Genomic DNA, 20,957 nt, shown 5'->3' on the forward strand with positions numbered 1-20,957 from the left:
GAATAATGTCTACCTGTTTGTGTAAAATAAAGGAGGAATTTTAATGGTTGAATACAAAGATACTTTATTAATGCCAAAAACAGATTTCCCAATGCGTGGAAATTTACCGGCAAATGAGCCAAAAATGCAAGAAAAATGGAATGGCATGGATATTAACAAATTACAGATGGAACGTACTGAAGGTCGACCAGAATATGTTCTGCATGATGGTCCTCCCTATGCAAATGGTGATATCCATATCGGCCATGCTCTAAATAAAGTATTGAAGGATATGATTACACGTCATCGTTCAATGACTGGCTACCATGTCAATTATATTCCAGGTTGGGATACACATGGTTTACCAATTGAGCAAGCATTGACTAACAAAGGTGTAAAACGTAAAGAAATGTCAGTAGCAGCATTCCGCCAGCTTTGTGAAGAGTATGCTTATGAGCAAATTGACAATCAACGTGCCCAATTCCGCCGTCTAGGCATTCGAGGTGATTGGGAAAATCCATATATTACGTTAAAGCCTGAGTTTGAAGCACGTCAAATTGAAGTATTCGGTAAAATGGCGGAAAAAGGATATATCTATAAAGGGTTAAAACCGGTTTATTGGTCTCCATCTTCTGAATCTGCTTTGGCGGAAGCTGAAATTGAATATAAGGACATCAAATCCCCATCCATTTATGTAAGCTTTGCTATCAAGGATGCGAAGGGCATTGTTCCAGCAGATGCTAAATTTATCATTTGGACAACAACACCATGGACATTACCAGCAAACTTAGGGATTTCTTTGAATCCTGAATTTATCTATGTAGTAGTTGCTGTGGCTACTAAAAAATTCATCATTGCCAAAGAGTTATTAGAGTCAGTAGCAACTACGCTTGGATGGGAAGACTATGAGGTTGTACAAGAAGTAAAAGGTGAGGCATTAGATCGTATTGTAGCACAACATCCATTCTATGATCGTGAATCGCTTATCATGGTAGGTGAACACGTAACTGCTGAAGCGGGTACAGGTTGTGTTCATACAGCACCAGGGCACGGTGAAGACGATTATCATATTGGTAAACAGTATGGTTTAGGTATTCTTAGCCCTCTTGATAATAGTGGCTGTTATACAGATGAAGCACCTGGCTTTGAAGGCGTGTTTTATAATGATGCAAATAAACTTGTTACAGAAAAACTAAAAGAAGTAGGAGCTTTAGAAAAGCTTGATTTCTTTACGCACTCCTATCCACATGACTGGCGTACGAAAAAGCCTGTTATTTACCGTGCGACACCACAATGGTTTGCATCTGTTGAAGCATTCCGTGGGGAGTTATTAGAAGCTGTAAAAGCAACAGCATTTACACCAGCTTGGGGAGAAACTCGTCTTTATAATATGATTCGTGATCGTGGAGACTGGGTAATTTCACGTCAACGTGCGTGGGGTGTGCCGATTCCGATTTTCTATGCTGAAAATGGTGAACCTATTATTACGCCTGAAACAATTAGTCATGTCTCAGCATTATTCCGTGAGAATGGATCAAATATTTGGTTCCAAAAAACAGCAAAAGAGTTATTACCAGAAGGCTTTACACATCCAGGTAGCCCGAACGGCGAATTTACAAAAGAAAATGATATTATGGATGTATGGTTTGATTCCGGTTCATCACACCAAGGTGTACTAGTAGAGCGTGGTATGAAATACCCAGCTGATCTCTATTTAGAGGGCTCTGACCAACATCGTGGTTGGTTTAATTCATCTCTTATTACATCTGTAGCTATTAACGGCTATGCACCATATAAAGGACTTTTAACACATGGTTTTGTTCTTGATGGTGAAGGACGTAAAATGAGTAAATCTTTAGGGAATGTGATTATTCCACAAAAAGTAATGGATCAGTATGGAGCAGACATACTTCGTTTATGGGTTGCTTCTGTTGACTATACAGCAGATGTGCGCATCTCTATGGATATGTTAAAGCAAGTATCTGAAGTGTATCGTAAAATTCGTAATACTTTCCGTTTCTTACACGGCAATATTGCTGATTTCGATCCTAAGAAAGATCGTGTAAGTTATGCTGAGCTTCGTGAAATGGATCAATATGTGTATATGCGCTTACAGGATGTCTTAAAAACTGTGTGTGCTGCCTATGATCGCTATGATTTTGCTGCTGTCTATCATGTAGTCAATAATTTTGTTGCTGTAGAGTTATCTTCATTCTATCTTGATATTGCCAAAGATGTAGTCTATATCGAGGGTCATGACAATAAGGATCGTCGTGCGATGCAAACAGTTATTTATGATACATTGATGACATTGGTAAAAATCATGACACCAATTATCCCACATACAACGGATGAAATGTGGTCTTATCTACATGCTCAAGGTATTGTAGAAGAAGTTTCTGTTCAATTAACAGATTTCCCAGAGGTAGATGATCAAGCGAATTTTGACAGCCTACGTACAAAATGGGAAAAAATTATTGATGTACGCGATGATATTTTAAAAGCATTAGAGGAATCACGTAATGCGAAAACAATTGGTAAATCACTTGAAGCAAAAGTCACTGTCTATGCGAAAGAAGATGTTGTCGTATTATTGAAAGATGCCAACATTGATTTTGCACAACTTTCCATCGTTTCAGCTTTTGAGGTAGCTACCATCGAAGAGGCACCTGCTGAAGCTTTAACACTTGAGCATGTTTCCATTGTTGTTGAGAAGGCTACAGGTGAGAAATGTGAGCGTTGCTGGTCAATTTCTGAAACAGTTGGTTCAAATGAAGCACAACCTACAGTATGTGCTCGCTGTGCAGAGGTTGTAGAAAAGTATTACGTTTAATCTATAAATAACAAGAATCTGCATTTTAATGTAGAGGATGTGCAAGTCTCCTTGATGGAGGCTTGCTTTTTTCATGGAAGTTTTGCAGATTCTTTTCTATTATTTAAATAAAATTTCTGTCGTATTGCGATAGTCTGTTGGAGAGATACCTACATATTTTTTAAATGTTAAACTATAGTAATTTGGTGTATTGAAGCCACAGATGGAGGAGATTTTTTCTATGGTGTAGTCGTACTTACGTAAAAAAGGTAAGGTTTTGATAATGCGTGTATAAGCAACATAGTCAACAAAATTGCGACCTGTTTCTTTTTTAAATAGTCTACTAAAATGAGTTGGGCTAAAGTTAATATATTTTGCAACATCACGAATGGTCAGTTGTTCGTCGTAATGTTCTTCAATATACTGAATAGCTTTTTGAAGCTGCTCATGCTTTGTTAAATCTTCGTAATATCTGATGTGTATATTATGGATAGGTGGTTTTCTACGGGCTTTTCTAGCCTGGCTATAGGATTCCTTCACTTGCATAGCATCCTGAAATACACCCCCAACCCCCATAAAAAGATGAATAGAACAATCCCTTTTTAGGGTCTCGATAACCTCTAATAAACAGGCTTCACCCTCGGTCCAATGTTTGAAAGAGTTGTACTCACTAGGAATTCGCATAAGAAGTAATAAATAGCGTTCAAAATGTAAAAAGGATAATGAGGCTTTCTCAGCAAAGTGCTGACGAAAAACAGTTGTAATACTACTACTTGCATCCTGTGGGACAGCTTTCTTATTAGCCCCATCAATATAGCCTTGAATTAAAAATACAATATTAGGTATACAGCTTGTAGATAAAAATGAAGCAGATTGTATTATTTCTTGTTCATTGTCAATTTCTCCACGGATCAGGCGTTTTAAAAATGCTTCCCTAAATGGAGAGGTATGTTGTTGGGATACTTGTTGTGATAGCTCAAGCATTGTAAGTGTACTCGCCTTTTTTTCCTGATAGGACGTATACAGCTTTTTTACGATTCGTAAAAATTTTGATTTTTGTAATGGTTTTATGAGAAGTGCAGGTAAAGCTAATTCAATTGCTATACCAGTCGAGTAGGTAAGGTGTTCTGTAACAAACGGGACAATAATACTATTAGGATAATTTCTTTTTAATCGATTAATCTTTACCCAATCAAATAACCGATTGACTTCATAGACAATCATGACCTCATCTTCTGGCTTTGGCACTTTACATTCCTCTAAAGCGTTTGGTAAAACCCCTTTTAACCATTCACTCATTTGCTGCTTGTCAAATGAGCTTTCCATATACCATACCACCTTTAAAATGCTATCAGCCCCCTACGAATAAAAAGATAAAAATATTTTAACTTAAAATAGCAATTTTTTGTACTAATACAGCAATATTTTATATCTATATTGAAGTGGAAATAGAATAGAATAATTGTAGTGAATAATAATTTGAAATTTCAGACAATTATTCATTTATCAGAAAAGGGGGAGTTAGCTTATGGCAGAAGTAGGCAGTCATGATTATGACTATGTAGAAGCAGGAACAATTGATGTGAAAGATCTACCACCTTTAGATGCAACAACAAACAAAATTATGAAAGATGAATTTACAACAGGTTTAGGTTTATCGATATTTTACTTTATTTTGATTTTTAGTATCCCTGTTATGAATTGGTTTGCGCCAGCATTTGCGTTTAAGAAGATGTGGGGTGGTATGACAGTCACATGGTTTGTGACAACGATTGTAATGATGGCTATGGCATTTATTATTGCATATGTTCATACGGCCATGTACGAGAAACGTCTAAAAAAATACGATATAGCAAATAAATAGTTGGAATAAAGGGGGAAATGTTGAATGATGGAAGCTCTATTAGAACCAAAGATGTTAATGACCATTGCTTTAATGGGAACAATTGTATACATTACGTATTTAACAAAAAGAAATGCAACAGCATCGGATTTCTTTGTAGGTGGCCGAAGTTTCGGATGGTTTACAAATGGTTCTGCCATTGGTGGGGATTACTTAAGTGCAGCAACATTCCTGGGCATCGCAGGGTTAACATTTCAACTTGGATATGATGGTGCTTATTATGCTTTTTGCTTCTCCATTGGGTTAACATTATTAGCGATTTTTGTGGCAGGTCCTTTAAGACGCTTTGGTGCATTTACCGTTGCAGATTTTTTAGGTTATCGTTTTCATAGTAGACGAGCACGACTTGTAGCGGTAGCGGTGGTTTTAGCAATTTCTGGATTTTATGCAGCTCCCCAATTATTAGGTGCTGCACAAATTTTAAGTATGTTTTTCGGTACTTCTTATGAATTCGGCATTATATTTACTTGTGTTGTTATGATTTTTTATGTAGGTATTGGTGGTATGAAAGGAACAACCATCAACCAAGCATTAGAGTTGTGGATTCGTCTTGGTGCGTTTATCGTGATGTTAATTGCAGCAGTTTATGGCGGTTTACATTATGATAAAATTTTAGCAGCTATCCATTCATTTAGTGGTCCAATCACAGGCACTTCACCATATGCTTTAGATGGCAATGATATCAATTTTGATGGTGCTGCTTGGACAGGCACGGGCTTCTATTTCCCCACGTTCTGGCAAACAATTAGTATGACGATTGGGTTAGCGCTAGGAACAATTGGACTTCCACATATATTATTGCGCTTTTATACAAATCCAAGTGCTAAAGCAGCCCGTAAATCTGCACTCATGGCCATTGGGATTGCAAGCGCGTTCTTCTTGTTAGCTGTTTATTTAGGTGTTGTAGGTCGATCTATTTTCATTTCCGGGACAGCTAGTGAGGAAGTTATGCGTGATTTAGTGCTAGGTGGTAATAATATGGTTATTCCTACTACAGCCCTTGCACTAGGGGGCAAATGGCTACTAGGATTAGTTATAGCGGGAGCATTTGCAGCGATCTTCTCCAATCTTTCAGGGTTGTTTATTACAAGCTCAGGTGCACTAGCTCATGATTTATATGCCAATATCATGAAAAAGGATATTACACAAAAACAACGAGTGATTGCTGGGAAAGTGGCTATTGTATTATTAGGTATTTTATATGGAGCATTGGGTTTACTTGTAAAGGATGCATCCATTGGCCATTTAGTGGCGCTCGCTTTTACTGTCGCTGCAAGTACATTTACACCAATATTCATTTTAGGTATTTGGTGGAGAGGCATGACAGAAAAAGGAGCCATTGCAGGATTATTAATAGGACTTGGCGTGTCTATGTGGATGATCTTTTTACCAGGAACATTACCAAGCTTCTTGCAGTTTAAAATTCCAGGTATTGTGACAGTGCCTGTGGGCTTCTTATCTGTTATTATCGTGTCATTAATAGATCGCAAAGTTCCTGCAGATGTTAATGACTTCATGAAGCGAGTACATTCAAAAGAATCTGAAACTGTCTAATCAATAAGTTATGGCTATTTCTATTGCTTAAACGTAATAGGGATAGCCTTTTTATATTTCTTGGAGAGATTTAGAATCAGCCATATTTAGATATGATATTAGTTATTGTGAATGGTACTGTTATGGTAGAATAGGTAAGATGTTGAGTGAACGGAGGAATGTCTGTGTATAAATATTATGGATTAGCTGCTTTTGTCGTTTTACTGGATCAATGGACAAAATGGCTGATTGTGAAAAATATGGAATATGCTGAACGCATTGCTGTATGGGACCCATGGTTTGGTATTTTGTCTCATCGAAATAGAGGGGCAGCATGGGGGATGCTAGAGGGGCAAATGTGGCTGTTTAGTATTGTCACAGTTGCTGTTATCTGTGCGATTGTCTATTTTTATCATAAAGAAGCAAAGGGAAAGCCTGTTTTTCAAGTTGGCTTAATGCTCTTGCTTGGTGGTGCAGTAGGTAACTTTATTGACCGTCTATTTAGAGGAGAAGTGGTCGATTTTGTAGATGTTTTAATTCCAATTATTAATTATGATTTCCCTATTTTTAATGTGGCAGATGCTGCATTAACAATAGCAGTTGTCGTGCTGATGATTGGCTTAATTATGGAAGATAAAAAAGAGAAGAAACAGGTGAAACAATGACGCAAGTAACATATACAATTGAAGAACAGCAGCAAGGAGAGCGCATTGATAAAGCACTTTCCAGCTTACAATCTGAGTGGTCACGTACGCAAATTGGGAACTGGATTAGTGATGGAGTCATTAAAGTAAACGGTGATGCTGTAAAGGCAAAATATAAGGTTAAAGCTGGTGACATCATCGCTATTGATGTACCAGAAGTGGAAGAATTGGATGTTGTCCCGGAAAATTTAGATTTAGATATTGTTTATGAGGATGCAGATGTTCTTGTTGTGAATAAACCAAAGGGTATGGTGGTACATCCAGCACCGGGCCATATGGGAGGTACACTAGTAAATGGGTTAATGTATCATTGTAAAGACTTATCTGGGATTAATGGTGTACTACGACCTGGGATTGTCCATCGTATCGACAAAGATACATCGGGCTTATTGATGGTTGCTAAAAATGATACGGCTCATGAATCATTAGTCAATCAATTAGTTAATAAAACAGTTACTCGTAAATATATTGCTCTTGTCCACGGGCATATTGCACATGATAAGGGGACAATTGATGCACCAATTGGACGTGACCAAAAAGATCGCCAAAAACAGGCAGTTGTCGATAATGGTAAACATGCTGTCACACACTTCCAAGTTGTTGAACGTTTTGGTGACTATACGCTCGTGGAATGTCGTTTAGAAACAGGACGTACACACCAAATACGTGTGCATATGAATTATATTGGTTTCCCACTTGTTGGAGATCCAAAATATGGCCCGAAAAAGACAATCGACTTTGGGGGACAAGTGTTACATGCAGCGACTTTAGGATTCGATCATCCTTCATCTGGAGAATATTTGGAGTTTGAAACACCACTTCCAGCTGATTATGAACAATTATTAAATGATTTACGAAATAGGCATTGACGTATACGAAAAGAAAGTCTATACTAACGACAGTGAATGAACAACTTAACTAAATATTCACCTTTAATGGCAGTCCAGAGAGGCTGAGAAGGGACATGTGATAGTGTTGTGGAAATTTGTGCTGCAAATTTTTCCAACATGCTTTTTCGACACGTATACAACCCTCTCAGGCTATTCGCCTCGAGAGGTTTTTTTATGGACACATGGCCGATAATAGATTGAAGAGAGGAGGATACGAATATGGCACAAAATGAATTATTAGATGGCCCATCAATGACACGAGCATTAACACGTATAGCCCATGAAATTATTGAACGTAATAAAGGAATCGATGAATGTATTTTAGTTGGCATTAAAACACGAGGTGCCTTTCTAGCCAGACGTTTGGCGCAGCGAATTGAAAAAATTGAAGGTAAACCGATTCGTACAGGGGAACTTGATATTACACTTTACCGAGATGATTTAACAACGAAACATGAAAACGAACAAGCACATGTAGAACAAGTTGATATCGAGTATCAAGTGAAAAATCAAAAAATCATCTTAGTGGATGATGTACTTTATACAGGTCGAACAGTACGTGCAGCTCTAGATGCTGTAATGGATTTAGGAAGACCTGCACAAATTCAACTAGCTGTTCTAGTAGATAGAGGACATCGAGAGCTACCAATTAGAGCAGACTATGTGGGAAAAAACGTTCCAACTTCTGGCTCTGAGCGCATTGTTGTCAATTTACAAGAAGTAGACGGAGAAGATTGCGTCATTATTTACAAAGAAGACGAACAATAAAGTGAGGAAACAGTATGTCAAATGCAGTTTTAGATATTAAGGATAAACCGACTCCGCTCCAGCTAGTGACATTAAGTTTCCAGCATATGTTTGCGATGTTTGGTTCAACGATTTTAGTACCGCAGTTAGTTGGTCTTAGTCCAGCGATTGCCCTTTTAACAAGCGGAATTGCTACATTATTCTTCCTATTAATTACGAAATTTCAGGTACCAGCTTATTTAGGATCATCCTTCGCCTTTATTGCACCAATCTTACTTGCTGCAGGTGGTTTAAATGAAGACGGTTCAAGTGTAAATCCAGGCAATGCCATGATCGGTGCTATGGCTGTCGGCATTACGTACGGAATTGTATCCTTAATCATTTGGAAAAGTGGTTATAAGTGGATTATGAAAATCTTGCCACCGATTGTTGTAGGTCCAGTAATTATGGTAATTGGGCTTGGACTTTCTGGTACGGCTGTGAATATGGCGATGAACGTCAATGGAGAGTATAGCTTTTTACACTTCTCAGCTGCTTTAGTTACGGTCTTTACAGCTATCATCTTTACGATTTTCTTTAAAGGAATTTTAAGCACTATGCCAATTTTGATGGGCCTAATTGTAGGATACATTTACTCCATGCTGATCGACATAGTAGACTATACACCGATTGCCAAAGCAAAATTCTTCGCAATGCCTGATTTCTTAATACCAGGTGTGCATTATGAGTTTGAAATAACAACAAAAATTCTACTTATCATGGTACCAATCGTAATTGTAACAATTTCGGAACATATTGGTCATCAACTGGTATTAGGAAAAGTAGTAGATCGGGATTATATTAAAGAGCCAGGACTACACCGTTCGCTACTAGGTGACGGACTTGGCACATTTGTTAGTGCTTTAATCGGAGGTCCTCCGAAAACAACGTATGGTGAAAATATTGGTGTACTAGCCATTACTAGAGTATACAGTATTTACGTTATTGCAGGTGCAGCAGTGGTTGCTATCTTACTATCATTCTTCGGGAAAGCAATGGCAGTAATTGCAACGATTCCAACCGCAGTACTTGGTGGAGTTTCCATATTACTCTTCGGAATTATCGCAGCAAGTGGCTTACGTATGCTAGTAGATAATCATATTGATTTTGGTAACAGTCGTAACCTAGTAATTGCTTCAGTGATTTTAGTCATTGGTATTGGCGGTGCCAAGTTTGTTATCTCAGAATCATTGAGTGTTGAAGGAATGGCACTAGCGGCGATTATTGGTGTGCTATTGAATGCGATTCTACCAGGTAAAAAAGAAGCTGATATACCCGTACAATACAATCAAAATAAAGATTCATAGTAGTACCTTTTAATGAATTGTCCAGAGAGGCAAAAAAAGGGAAGTTGTGGACAGGCTGAAGTAGGATATATGTCTTGCTGTAGTTTGTCACGCCTCCTCATGCCTCGTTGATGACATCAACGGGGCTTTTACTTTATATAAAGAGAACGTCATATATAGACGTTCACGATTCACAACCTAATGGAGGTCACATGATGAAGAACTTATTATCGATGGAACATTTAACAACAGAAGAGATTAACCAAATCCTAGATCTTGCGCAAGCATTTGAAAATGGTGAAACATCATCGTTATCTCGCACATACAAAGTGGCCAATTTATTTTTTGAACCAAGTACTCGCACAAAAACAAGCTTTGAAATGGCAGAATACAAAATTGGCTGTCATGTTATCCCTTTTGATGCAGGGTTTTCAAGTGTTACGAAAGGGGAAACGATGTACGATACTGTCAAAACGTTGGAAATGATTGGTTTAGATGCTGTCATCATTCGAGCGTCAGAAGATGAGTATTACAATGAGCTGCTGGATGGTATTAATGTAGCGATTATTAATGCAGGGGATGGTGCTGGGCAACACCCTTCACAATCCTTATTGGATCTTTATACCATCAAAAAGGAGTTTGGCTATTTCGAAGGGTTGAATGTCACTATTGCAGGAGATATCTCTCATAGTCGAGTAGCGAAATCAAATGCAACAGCATTACAAAATTTAGGGGCAAATGTTCAATTCCTTTGTCCAGAAGAATGGTCTGGCGGTTTTGAAGCGCATCATTCATGGGATAATCTGATCGAAATAAGTGATGTCATTATGTTACTACGTGTGCAACATGAACGTCATAAAGTAAATAAAAGCTTTTCAAAGGAAGGTTACCATCAAGAGTTTGGTTTAACAATTGAACGAGAAAAGCAAATGAAAGAATCAGCCATTATTATGCATCCAGCACCCGTCAATCGTGATGTTGAAATTGCCTCTGAGTTAGTTGAGTGTGATCGCTCTCGAATTTTTGAACAGGTGCGGAACGGTGTTTACACACGGATGGCTATTATGGAAACCATTTTAAAGGGGAGAGAATAACATGACAAAGGTACTTCAAAATGTACAAATGCTAGATGAACAAGGTGAATTGAAGACAGTCAATATTGCAATGGCAGACGGAAAGATTACGGCTATTGGTCAAGATGTGACTGTAGCGGGTGCAGAACTGATTGAAGGACATGGTTTAATCGTAGCGCCAGGCTTTATCGATGTTCATACACATTTACGAGAGCCAGGATTTGAGCATAAGGAAACCATTGCAACAGGCTCGGCTTCAGCAGCAAAAGGTGGCTTTACGACAATTTGCGCAATGCCTAATACAAAGCCAGTACCTGATTCGGTTGAAAACATGCAACTCATCAATGGGCTCATTCAGGACAGTGCGGTTATTCGAGTACTCCCATACGGTTCCCTAACAAAGGATATATCGGGTGAGGTTCGAACAAATATTGAAGAATTAAAAGCACATGGAGCAGTGGCATTCTCAGATGATGGTGTTGGTATCCAGCTAGCCTCAACGATGTATGAGCAAATGAAAGATGCGGCCCAGCACGATATGGTCGTTGTAGCGCATTGTGAGGACAACTCATTAATCTATGATGGTGTGATGCATGAAGGAAAGCGTAATAAAGAGCTAGGCCTCCCAGGAATACCTTCCATCTGTGAATCCGTACAAATTGCACGAGATGTACTACTTGCAGAAGCAGCAGGCGCTCGTTACCATGTTTGTCATGTATCGACGAAGGAATCAGTGCGTGCGGTAAGAGATGCAAAGGCTGCGGGAATCCGTGTTACAGCAGAAGTTTGTCCACATCATTTATTGCTAGAAGAGATGGATATTCCATCTGATGATGCTAATTGGAAAATGAACCCACCATTACGCGCAGCTGATGATAAAGATTCTCTACATGCAGCACTACTTGATGGTACAATCGACTGCATTGCAACAGATCATGCGCCACACACAGTAGAAGAAAAATGCTGCGGTATGGTTGGCGCACCATTTGGTATTGTAGGTTTCGAAACAGCTTTCCCACTACTTTATACACAGTTTGTAGAAACAGGAAAGTGGACGTTAAAACAATTAATTGATTGGATGACAGTGAAAGCAGCTGAGATTTTTGATCTGCCATATGGCACATTAGAAGTGGGTGCTTCAGCTGATATGATTTTAATTGATATTCAAAAAGAACAAACGATTGATGCAGAAGGCTTTGTATCAAAAGGTCGTAATACACCATTCAACGGCTGGGTGGCAAAGGGTTGGCCCGTACTAACGATTTTTGAAGGCAATATCGTATATCAGGAGGCAGAGTAATGAAAAAACGTTTACTAGTTTTAGAAGATGGCACAGTATTTACAGGTACAGCATTTGGTAGCGAGCGCGCTTCACAAGGTGAGGTTGTATTCACAACAGGCATGACGGGTTATCAGGAAACGATTTCAGATCCTTCATTCTATGGACAAATTGTCACTTTAACTTATCCTTTAGTTGGTAATTACGGCATTAACCGTGATGACTTTGAATCGATTACGCCAGCAATTCGTGGATTTGTTGTACGTGAATTAGCTAAAAATCCTTCAAATTTCCGCTGTGATTTAACTTTAGATGACTATTTGACATCAAAGGATATCCCAGGAATTGAAGGGATTGATACACGAAAATTAACACGTATTATTCGTAGTAAAGGTTCAGTAAAAGCGATTTTGACAGCTGCTGATGAAGAAGTAAATGTAGATGAAATAGTGGCACAATTAAAAGCAACGCCAGCCATTACACACCATGTTCGTGAAGTATCACCAAAAGCGGCCTACCCATCTCCAGGACGTGGTAAACGAGTTGTCCTAATTGATTATGGAATGAAGCATGGGATTTTACGAGAATTAAACAAACGTGATTGTGATGTGCTAGTAGTACCATATAATACGTCAGCTGAGGAAATTTTAGCTTGGCATCCAGACGGTATCATGCTGTCGAATGGACCAGGAAATCCTGAAGATGTTCAAGAAGGCATTGAAACAGTACGTAACTTAATTGGAAAAGTGCCAATGTTCGGTATTTGTTTAGGCCATCAAATCTTTTCTTTAGCAAGTGGTGCGAAAGCCTTTAAATTACCATTTGGACATCGTGGTGGTAACCATCCAGTAAAAGATTTACGCACAGGTCGTACAGATTTAACATCTCAGAACCATGGCTATGCCATCGATATTGAATCATTAAAAGATACCGATTTAGAATTAACACATATCGCGTTAAATGATGGAACATGTGAAGGTGTGCGTCATAAAAAATATCCAATTTTCACAGTGCAATATCACCCAGAAGCATCACCAGGTCCAGAAGATTCAAACCACTTATTTGATGAATTCATCGAAATGATGGAAGTAGAAGCAGGGAAGGGGAAACAACATGCCTAAACGTACAGATATTGAAACTATTTTAGTAATCGGCTCAGGCCCAATTGTTATCGGACAAGCAGCAGAATTTGACTATGCAGGAACACAAGCATGTCTTTCATTAAAAGAAGAGGGCTACCGCGTTATTTTAATCAACTCAAACCCTGCTACAATCATGACAGATACAGAAATTGCAGACAAAGTCTATATTGAGCCAATTACTCTTGATTTTGTATCACGTATATTACGTAAAGAACGCCCAGACGCGATTTTACCAACACTTGGTGGTCAAACGGGCCTGAATATGGCGATCGAATTAGACAAATCAGGTATTCTAGATGAGCTTGGGATTGAAATCCTTGGTACTAAATTAGATGCCATCCATAAAGCAGAGGACCGTGATTTATTCCGTAATTTAATGTATGAGTTAGGAGCACCAGTTCCTGAATCTGATATTATTCATAACTTAGATGAAGCGAAAAGATTTGTTGCGAAAATTGGCTATCCTGTCATTGTTCGACCTGCCTTTACACTTGGTGGTACAGGGGGCGGTATTTGCTACAACGATCAAGACTTAGAAGAAATTGTGACATCAGGTTTAAAATATTCACCTGTAACGCAATGTCTATTAGAGAAATCAATCGCAGGCTATAAAGAAATTGAATACGAAGTAATGCGTGATGCAGCTGACAATGCCATCGTTGTATGTAACATGGAAAACGTTGACCCAGTAGGGATTCATACAGGTGACTCAATCGTTGTTGCACCAACGCAAACATTATCTGATCGTGAAAACCAAATGCTACGTAATATTTCACTCGATATTATTCGCGCATTAAAAATTGAAGGTGGCTGTAACGTCCAGCTTGCACTTGATCCATACAGCTTTAATTACTATGTGATTGAAGTAAATCCACGTGTCTCTCGTTCATCTGCATTAGCATCAAAAGCAACAGGTTATCCAATTGCTAAGCTAGCCGCTAAAATTGCAGTAGGCTTAACGTTAGATGAAATTAAGAACCCTGTAACTGGCTCAACGTATGCTTGTTTTGAGCCTGCACTGGACTATATCGTAGCAAAAATTCCTCGTTGGCCATTCGATAAATTCGAATCTGCTAAACGTAATCTTGGTACGCAAATGAAAGCTACTGGTGAAGTAATGGCTTTAGGTCGTACTTTTGAGGAAGCTATGCTAAAAGCGGTTCGTTCTCTTGAGACAGGTCAAGTACACTTAGAGTTAAAACATGCTGAAGAAAATTCAGATTCTTGGATTGAAAAACGTATTCGCAAGGCTGGGGATGAACGTCTATTCTTCATCGGTGAAGCTTTACGTCGAGGTGTAACAATTGAACAAATTCATGAATGGTCAGCAATCGATCTATTCTTCTTAAATAAATTTAAAAATATTGTGGATATGGAACAAACGCTTGCTGACAATAAGAATGATAAAGACGTACTACGAACAGCTAAACGTTTAGGCTTTGCAGATAAGAAAATTGCTGAGCTTTGGGAAACAACACCAGAAGAATTGTATGCTTATCGTAAAGAGCATGGTATTATGCCAGTCTATAAAATGGTGGATACATGTGCAGCAGAATTTGAATCAGAAACACCATATTTCTATGGCACATATGAAGACGAAAATGAATCGATTAAGTCAGAAAAACCTTCTGTGGTGGTACTCGGTTCAGGTCCAATCCGCATTGGCCAAGGGGTAGAATTTGACTACGCCACAGTACACTCAGTATGGGCGATTCAAGAAGCAGGTTATGAAGCGATCATCATTAACTCAAATCCAGAAACAGTGTCAACAGATTTCTCAATTTCCGATAAATTATATTTTGAACCATTAACAATTGAGGATGTTATGCATATTATCGACTTAGAACAACCAATTGGTGTTGTTGTTCAATTCGGTGGTCAAACGGCTATTAACCTTGCTGATAAATTAGCTGCTAATGGTGTGAAAATCTTAGGTACGTCTCTTGAGGATATTGACCGTGCAGAAAACCGCGATAAATTTGAGCAGGCGCTACGTGAATTAGATATTCCACAACCTCAAGGAGAAACAGCGGTTTCTACAGAGGAAGCTCTTGCCATTGGTGAGCGTCTAGGCTTCCCAGTGCTTGTCCGCCCTTCTTATGTACTTGGTGGACGTGCAATGGAAATTGTTTATAACCAAGAAGAATTACAGCACTATATGGAAAACGCGGTAGAGGCATCTCCAGATCATCCAGTATTAGTAGACCGTTACTTAACAGGACAGGAAATTGAAGTAGATGCTATCTGTGACGGTGAGAATGTGTTAATACCAGGAATTATGGAGCATATCGAGCGTGCAGGAGTTCACTCTGGTGACTCAATCTCTGTTTATCCACCGCAAAAATTAACACAGGCACAAAAAGATACATTAGTTGACTATACAACTCGTCTTGCGAAGGGGCTAGGCATCATCGGCTTAATGAACATCCAATATGTCATTTCACAAGACGAAGTATTTGTTATCGAGGTGAACCCACGTTCATCACGTACAGTACCGTTCCTAAGTAAGATTACAAATATCCCAATGGCTAATATTGCAACAAAAGCAATCCTTGGCAAATCCATTGTAGAGCAAGGCTATCCAACAGGCCTAGCAGCTGAGCAAAAAGGCGTATTTGTAAAAGTACCAGTGTTCTCATTCGCTAAATTACGACGTGTAGACATTACATTAGGACCTGAAATGAAATCTACTGGTGAAGTAATGGGGAAAGATGCAACATTAGAAAAAGCTCTTTATAAAGGCTTAGTTGCAGCAGGTATGGAAATACGAACAGAAGGTACAGTATTATTCACTGTGTCTGATAAAGATAAGGAAGAAGCGATTGCATTAGCAAAACGCTTCTCAACAGTAGGCTATCGCATTGTAGCAACTGAAGGTACAGCAAAAGCATTTGAAGCAGCAGGCGTACGAACTGATGTAGTAGGCAAGATTGGGGCGAAAGGACAAACATTGATTGACCTTATCCAAAATGGGGAAGCTCAGCTTGTTGTCAACACTTTAACAAAAGGCAAGCAACCAGCTCGTGACGGCTTCCGAATTCGTCGTGAGTCTGTAGAAAATGGTGTTCCTTGTCTAACATCTTTAGATACAGCAGAAGCAATGGTACGTGTTATCGAATCTATGACATTTACAGCAGAACAAATGCCAAAAGCGGAGGTAGTACACTAATATGATACGTCAAGAGAAAATGACGGTCGTCTCTCAAAAGCAAATTGCGACAAACATTTTCGAACTGACACTTCATGGTGAACTGGTTCAGGAGATGACTCCTGGCCAGTTTGTCCATGTAAAGGTGTCGGATTCACTGGAGCCGCTTTTACGTCGACCAATTAGTATTGCAAATATTGATAAAGACAACAATGAGTTTACAATGATCTATCGTGCTGAGGGGCGTGGTACGAAAGTTCTGGCAACAAATCGAGAAGGTCAGCTGGTCAACGTACTTGGACCAATTGGGAATGGTTTCCCAGTAGAAGCGGTGCAAGAGGGAGGTACTGCACTATTAGTTGGTGGTGGCATTGGTGTCCCTCCATTACATGAGCTAGCCAAGCAATTGAATGCTCGTGGTGTGAAAACAATCCACGTCTTAGGCTTCCAAACAAAAGATGTCTGCTTTTATGAGGATGAATTTAGTGCACTTGGTGAAACGCATTATGTTACGGTGGATGGCTCGAAAGGTACAAAAGGCTTTGTAACAACGGTTTTAGAGTCGCATGCTCCTGAATTTGATGTTTTTTATTCCTGTGGACCCTTACCAATGTTAAGAGCATTAGAAGGCTTTTATCCTGAAAAAGAAGGCTATTTATCATTTGAAGAACGTATGGGCTGTGGTATTGGAGCTTGCTTTGCATGTGTATGCAAAACAACTGATCAGGTTGAAAAAGACTATGTTAAAGTTTGCTCTGATGGACCAGTTTTCCCGAAAGGAACGGTGGCACTATGAGTCGTTTAACAATTCAAATACCAGGCTTAGATTTAAAAAACCCTATTATGCCAGCCTCAGGTTGCTTTGGTTTTGGTCGTGAATATGCACAGCTTTATGATTTATCTAAACTGGGGGCTATCATGATTAAGGCAACAACGGTCGAAACGCGTGCAGGTAACCCTACGCCACGTGTTGCCGAAACAGCAGCGGGGATGTTAAATGCCATTGGTCTACAAAATCCAGGCATTGAAAAAGTGATGAATGAGGAATTAAAATTTTTAGAGGATTATAATGTGCCCATCATCGCCAATGTTGCTGGAACAGAGACATCAGACTATGTAGAAGTAGCACGCCGTATTTCAACAGCCTCAAATGTTAAAGCGTTGGAGCTGAATATTTCGTGCCCTAATGTGAAATGTGGTGGTATTCAATTTGGAACAGATCCTGCTACTGCACGTGAGCTGGTCAAGGCTGTCAAGGCTGTGTCAGAAGTGCCAGTCTATGTGAAGTTATCACCAAACGTGACGAACATCGTTGATATTGCCCTAGCTGTTGAAGCAGGTGGAGCAGATGGTATTACCATGATTAATACATTGGTTGGTATGCGTTTAGATGAGCGTACAGGTAAGCCAGTCATAGCTAATGGCACAGGTGGACTATCTGGTCCTGCTGTAAAACCTGTAGCAATACGAATGGTTTATGACGTGTACAAGGCTGTCAATATTCCCATAATCGGTATGGGCGGTGTAACGGAAGCACAGGATGTCATTGATTTTATGTCCGCAGGTGCGTCAGCTGTTGCAGTAGGAACAGCTAACTTTGTTGACCATTTCGTTTGTCCGAACATTATTGAAGAATTACCAGCAAAGCTGGATGCATTAGGTGTTGAACATATAACAGAGATTATTGGAAGGAGCCATCGTTGATGAATACGAAACCTATACTAGCTCTTGATTTTCCAGGAGAAAAAGAAGTATTCGATTTTCTTAAAAAGTTCGACGAGCCTCTTTTCGTGAAAATTGGAATGGAATTATACATGCAAGAGGGACCTGATATCGTACGCAAAGTAAAGGATTTAGGTCATGATATTTTCCTTGATTTAAAATTACATGATATCCCAAATACAGTAGGCTCTGCGATGCAGGGGTTAGCAAAATTAGGGGTAGATTTAGTTAATGTCCATGCGGCGGGCGGACGTCCTATGATGGAAGCAGCTCTAGAAGGACTTGAAGCAGGAACACCAACAGGCAAAGAACGTCCTGCACTAATAGCCGTTACGCAATTAACATCCACAACAGAAGAACAAATGCAAGCAGAACAAAAAATTGCTCTTTCATTGCAAGAGTCTGTCCTACACTACGCAGGGCTGACAAAGGAAGCTGGCTTACAAGGTGTTGTTTGTTCTGTCCATGAGGCCAAGGCGATTGCTGAGGTGTGTGGAGATGAGTTTCTACGTGTCACACCTGGAATTCGTTTAGCTGGAGGTGCTGCACACGATCAAAAACGTATAGCAACACCTGATGGGGCAAAGCGTGATGGTTCATCACTCATCGTTGTTGGCCGTGCTGTAACAGGTGCTCAGGATCCAGTAGCAGCATATAAAATCGTAAGTGAATTATGGGAGGCATAAATTATGACATTACAAAATGAAATTGCACACGCTATGTTAAAGGTTGGAGCAGTAGAATTAAATCCTACAGAGCTATTTACATGGGCATCTGGTATTAAATCACCTATATACTGTGATACACGTTTAACAATTTCCGATCCAGTTATTCGTAAACAATTAGCAAATGGTTTAGCCTCTGTCATCAAAGAAAATTTCGGAGCGACAGAAATTGTAGCAGGAACAGCTACAGCAGGTATCCCACATGCGGCATGGGTAAGTGATATTTTAGAATTACCGATGGTTTATGTACGCTCTAAAGCGAAGGAGCATGGCCGTGGTAATCAAATTGAAGGAAAATACGTAGCAGGACAAAAAGTAGTGGTTGTGGAGGATATCGTTTCTACAGGTGGTTCTTCCATTACAGCAGTAGAAGCATTGCGTGCAGCAGGCTGTGAGGTACTTGGAGTTGTTTGTGTTTACACATATAATCTTCCACGCGCTGAACAAGCATTTGATGAGGCTGGCATCCAATACGTATCATTAACAAATTTTGATTATCTGATTGAAGCAGCAAATGAATCAGGCGCTATTAAAGAAGAAGATATTCCATTCTTAAAAGAATGGCATGGAAAGTTAAAGGCTGGAGAGCTGTAATTGCAAACTGTTCCATAGGTCATAGTTGATGATCTATGGAACAGTTTTTTCTTCCTGTTAAATAGGAAACAAATAAGTTAAAATTGGATACTAAAGCCATTAAAGTGGTGAATTCCTGTACCAAATCGTACAAGGTTATTTTTACGTAGCATTTTAACTGCCGTTTTTACTTCTAATAAGATAGAAGGATCAACTCCTAGTGTATGATGTGAGCCGAAAATTTTTGTTAGAGAAGATAAGTTAGCGATTCTTTCTAAAGACTGAACTAAGTCCTCTGGGCTAGTTGTTGGGAAAAAGGCATAGATAGGCGCTTGATCATATAGTAAATCTCCCGTGAATAAATAACCATATTTATAATCCAAAAGCGCAATATGTCCTGGAGAATGCCCTGGGGTATGTAGTACAGTAAGCTTTCGGTTTCCTATATCCAAAACATCTCCATCTTCTAGAACACCAGAAGGCTGCCCTTGAAAAGGTTGGTAGGTCGATGGATCGAACGTTATTGGTGTAGGTAACGTGATGTTACGGCCAACATCTCTTCTAATCTGGTCGATAGATAGTTTAGGTATTCCATTAATTAGCCAATCTACTTCATCTTTATGAACATAAATATCATCAAACTGCCCATGACTACCAATATGATCCCAATGAACATGAGTTGTAATAACTGTAATAGGCAAAGAAGTTAATTGTAGGATAATTCTATTAATATTATCAATTCCCAAACCTGTATCAATCAGAATCGCACGGTTGTCTCCTAACAATAAAAAGGAATGCACTTTTTCCCAATGTCCATACTCACTTATAGCGAATGTTTCATTGTTTATTTCTTCTACTGTAAACCAAACATCATTAATTTTTACCATAACTGACACCCCCCCTTTTCTATATCCGTAAACTGATACAATATTTGATAATACTATTTTATTGAAAATTTTAACATAAAAACATGTAATTGCCTCATATAATATTCTAAATAGTATTTCTATATTTGAAATTAAAGAAAAAAGTAAACAACTTGAGATATTAAGAAGTATGTAAGTTAGCAATAAATTATAATTGTTAAATTATTTTTTTAAAGTAATTTGAAATACTAGCACTTTAAAGCCTAAAATTATTTATTGAAAACAAAAATGAATAAAATATAACTTTTTCATAAAAAGTAATTTTTAATTTTTGCTTTAAAATACTGAATTTATTGAATTTTTGGGTATTTAATTTCTGTAAAAAATATAGTAAGAAATTCTATTTATTATATTTATAAAATATTTATTTGAAGGAAATGTAACTTTGAGAATAAAAAGTAAAATGTTTCTGAAATCGAAATAATAAAATTACTATTTTTTTGAGAGAGACGTATGGTGGAAATTTATATTTTGGT

Annotated in this window: 17 protein-coding genes; 15 read left to right on the forward strand and 2 right to left on the reverse strand. The window is 38.7% G+C overall.

Going from position 1 to position 20,957, the window contains the following annotated elements; translation table 11 throughout:
- Window positions 1-43: 43 nt before the first annotated feature.
- Window positions 44-2,812, forward strand: a complete 2,769-nt coding sequence (gene ileS, locus PSR12_RS04755) for an isoleucine--tRNA ligase (protein WP_274771847.1) — start codon at window positions 44-46, stop codon at window positions 2,810-2,812.
- 99 nt (window positions 2,813-2,911) lie between these two features.
- On the opposite strand, the gene PSR12_RS04760 is transcribed toward ileS, so the two are convergent.
- Window positions 2,912-4,117: an AraC family transcriptional regulator gene (locus PSR12_RS04760; RefSeq protein ID WP_274771849.1), complete on the reverse strand. Its 1,206-nt coding sequence runs from the start codon at window positions 4,115-4,117 to the stop codon at window positions 2,912-2,914.
- A gap of 202 nt (window positions 4,118-4,319) precedes the next feature.
- Between PSR12_RS04760 and PSR12_RS04765 the strand changes: the two genes are divergently transcribed.
- The 14 genes from PSR12_RS04765 (at window position 4,320) to pyrE (ending at window position 19,576) form a co-directional block, all read left to right on the forward strand.
- On the forward strand, window positions 4,320-4,655 hold the full coding sequence (locus PSR12_RS04765; RefSeq protein ID WP_004227342.1) for a DUF485 domain-containing protein: 336 nt from the start codon (window positions 4,320-4,322) through the stop codon (window positions 4,653-4,655).
- Window positions 4,656-4,679: 24 nt separating this feature from the next.
- Window positions 4,680-6,248, forward strand: a complete 1,569-nt coding sequence (locus PSR12_RS04770; protein WP_004227344.1) for a sodium/solute symporter — start codon at window positions 4,680-4,682, stop codon at window positions 6,246-6,248.
- A gap of 164 nt (window positions 6,249-6,412) precedes the next feature.
- Window positions 6,413-6,892, forward strand: a complete 480-nt coding sequence (gene lspA / locus PSR12_RS04775; protein ID WP_004227346.1) for a signal peptidase II — start codon at window positions 6,413-6,415, stop codon at window positions 6,890-6,892.
- A complete protein-coding gene (locus PSR12_RS04780) occupies window positions 6,889-7,800 on the forward strand; it encodes an RluA family pseudouridine synthase (protein ID WP_004227348.1) in 912 nt (303 codons plus the stop codon). The genes lspA and PSR12_RS04780 overlap by 4 nt, the downstream gene beginning before the upstream one ends.
- Before the next feature lie 240 nt (window positions 7,801-8,040).
- The gene (pyrR, locus tag PSR12_RS04785) at window positions 8,041-8,589 is read left to right on the forward strand and encodes a bifunctional pyr operon transcriptional regulator/uracil phosphoribosyltransferase PyrR (protein ID WP_004227349.1); all 549 of its coding nucleotides are present in this window, start codon (window positions 8,041-8,043) and stop codon (window positions 8,587-8,589) included.
- 14 nt (window positions 8,590-8,603) lie between these two features.
- Entirely contained in the window at window positions 8,604-9,914 is a 1,311-nt protein-coding gene (locus PSR12_RS04790; protein WP_221679768.1) for a uracil-xanthine permease family protein, read from the forward strand.
- Window positions 9,915-10,108: 194 nt separating this feature from the next.
- Window positions 10,109-10,987 (forward strand): aspartate carbamoyltransferase catalytic subunit, encoded by an 879-nt coding sequence (locus tag PSR12_RS04795; protein WP_274771853.1) that lies wholly within the window; start codon window positions 10,109-10,111, stop codon window positions 10,985-10,987.
- A gap of 1 nt (window position 10,988) precedes the next feature.
- Complete coding sequence (locus tag PSR12_RS04800) at window positions 10,989-12,266, forward strand: dihydroorotase (RefSeq protein WP_131521613.1); 1,278 nt, start codon at window positions 10,989-10,991, stop codon at window positions 12,264-12,266.
- On the forward strand, window positions 12,266-13,366 hold the full coding sequence (carA, locus tag PSR12_RS04805; protein WP_274771856.1) for a glutamine-hydrolyzing carbamoyl-phosphate synthase small subunit: 1,101 nt from the start codon (window positions 12,266-12,268) through the stop codon (window positions 13,364-13,366). Before PSR12_RS04800 ends, carA begins: the two co-directional genes overlap by 1 nt.
- A complete protein-coding gene (carB, locus tag PSR12_RS04810) occupies window positions 13,359-16,556 on the forward strand; it encodes a carbamoyl-phosphate synthase large subunit (RefSeq protein ID WP_221679773.1) in 3,198 nt (1,065 codons plus the stop codon). The genes carA and carB overlap by 8 nt, the downstream gene beginning before the upstream one ends.
- A 1-nt stretch (window position 16,557) precedes the next feature.
- Window positions 16,558-17,331 carry a dihydroorotate dehydrogenase electron transfer subunit gene (locus PSR12_RS04815; protein ID WP_004227355.1) on the forward strand — a complete coding sequence of 258 codons (774 nt, stop codon included), beginning with the start codon at window positions 16,558-16,560 and terminating at the stop codon, window positions 17,329-17,331.
- Window positions 17,328-18,239, forward strand: coding sequence for a dihydroorotate dehydrogenase (locus PSR12_RS04820; protein WP_274771859.1), 912 nt, complete (start codon window positions 17,328-17,330; stop codon window positions 18,237-18,239). Before PSR12_RS04815 ends, PSR12_RS04820 begins: the two co-directional genes overlap by 4 nt.
- Window positions 18,239-18,943, forward strand: a complete 705-nt coding sequence (pyrF, locus tag PSR12_RS04825; protein ID WP_274771861.1) for an orotidine-5'-phosphate decarboxylase — start codon at window positions 18,239-18,241, stop codon at window positions 18,941-18,943. The genes PSR12_RS04820 and pyrF overlap by 1 nt, the downstream gene beginning before the upstream one ends.
- A 3-nt stretch (window positions 18,944-18,946) precedes the next feature.
- Window positions 18,947-19,576, forward strand: coding sequence for an orotate phosphoribosyltransferase (gene pyrE, locus PSR12_RS04830; protein WP_048394623.1), 630 nt, complete (start codon window positions 18,947-18,949; stop codon window positions 19,574-19,576).
- Window positions 19,577-19,653: 77 nt separating this feature from the next.
- Here pyrE and PSR12_RS04835 read toward each other — a convergent pair whose 3' ends face one another.
- Window positions 19,654-20,442 carry an MBL fold metallo-hydrolase gene (locus PSR12_RS04835; protein WP_009373531.1) on the reverse strand — a complete coding sequence of 263 codons (789 nt, stop codon included), beginning with the start codon at window positions 20,440-20,442 and terminating at the stop codon, window positions 19,654-19,656.
- Window positions 20,443-20,957 lie beyond the last annotated feature (515 nt).

Origin of the sequence: Lysinibacillus sp. G01H, assembly GCF_028872195.1 — a bacterium.
Classification (GTDB): domain Bacteria; phylum Bacillota; class Bacilli; order Bacillales_A; family Planococcaceae; genus Lysinibacillus; species Lysinibacillus capsici.

Excerpts from the sequence above, each read along its gene's own strand:
- ileS (WP_274771847.1), top strand. The coding sequence starts at position 44 with ATGGTTGAATACAAAGATACTTTATTAATGCCAAAAACAGATTTCCCA.
- PSR12_RS04760 (WP_274771849.1), bottom strand. The coding sequence starts at position 4,117 with ATGGAAAGCTCATTTGACAAGCAGCAAATGAGTGAATGGTTAAAAGGG.
- PSR12_RS04765 (WP_004227342.1), top strand. The coding sequence starts at position 4,320 with ATGGCAGAAGTAGGCAGTCATGATTATGACTATGTAGAAGCAGGAACA.
- PSR12_RS04770 (WP_004227344.1), top strand. The coding sequence starts at position 4,680 with ATGATGGAAGCTCTATTAGAACCAAAGATGTTAATGACCATTGCTTTA.
- PSR12_RS04780 (WP_004227348.1), top strand. The coding sequence starts at position 6,889 with ATGACGCAAGTAACATATACAATTGAAGAACAGCAGCAAGGAGAGCGC.
- pyrR (WP_004227349.1), top strand. The coding sequence starts at position 8,041 with ATGGCACAAAATGAATTATTAGATGGCCCATCAATGACACGAGCATTA.
- PSR12_RS04790 (WP_221679768.1), top strand. The coding sequence starts at position 8,604 with ATGTCAAATGCAGTTTTAGATATTAAGGATAAACCGACTCCGCTCCAG.
- PSR12_RS04795 (WP_274771853.1), top strand. The coding sequence starts at position 10,109 with ATGAAGAACTTATTATCGATGGAACATTTAACAACAGAAGAGATTAAC.
- PSR12_RS04800 (WP_131521613.1), top strand. The coding sequence starts at position 10,989 with ATGACAAAGGTACTTCAAAATGTACAAATGCTAGATGAACAAGGTGAA.
- carA (WP_274771856.1), top strand. The coding sequence starts at position 12,266 with ATGAAAAAACGTTTACTAGTTTTAGAAGATGGCACAGTATTTACAGGT.
- carB (WP_221679773.1), top strand. The coding sequence starts at position 13,359 with ATGCCTAAACGTACAGATATTGAAACTATTTTAGTAATCGGCTCAGGC.
- PSR12_RS04815 (WP_004227355.1), top strand. The coding sequence starts at position 16,558 with ATGATACGTCAAGAGAAAATGACGGTCGTCTCTCAAAAGCAAATTGCG.
- PSR12_RS04820 (WP_274771859.1), top strand. The coding sequence starts at position 17,328 with ATGAGTCGTTTAACAATTCAAATACCAGGCTTAGATTTAAAAAACCCT.
- pyrF (WP_274771861.1), top strand. The coding sequence starts at position 18,239 with ATGAATACGAAACCTATACTAGCTCTTGATTTTCCAGGAGAAAAAGAA.
- pyrE (WP_048394623.1), top strand. The coding sequence starts at position 18,947 with ATGACATTACAAAATGAAATTGCACACGCTATGTTAAAGGTTGGAGCA.
- PSR12_RS04835 (WP_009373531.1), bottom strand. The coding sequence starts at position 20,442 with ATGGTAAAAATTAATGATGTTTGGTTTACAGTAGAAGAAATAAACAAT.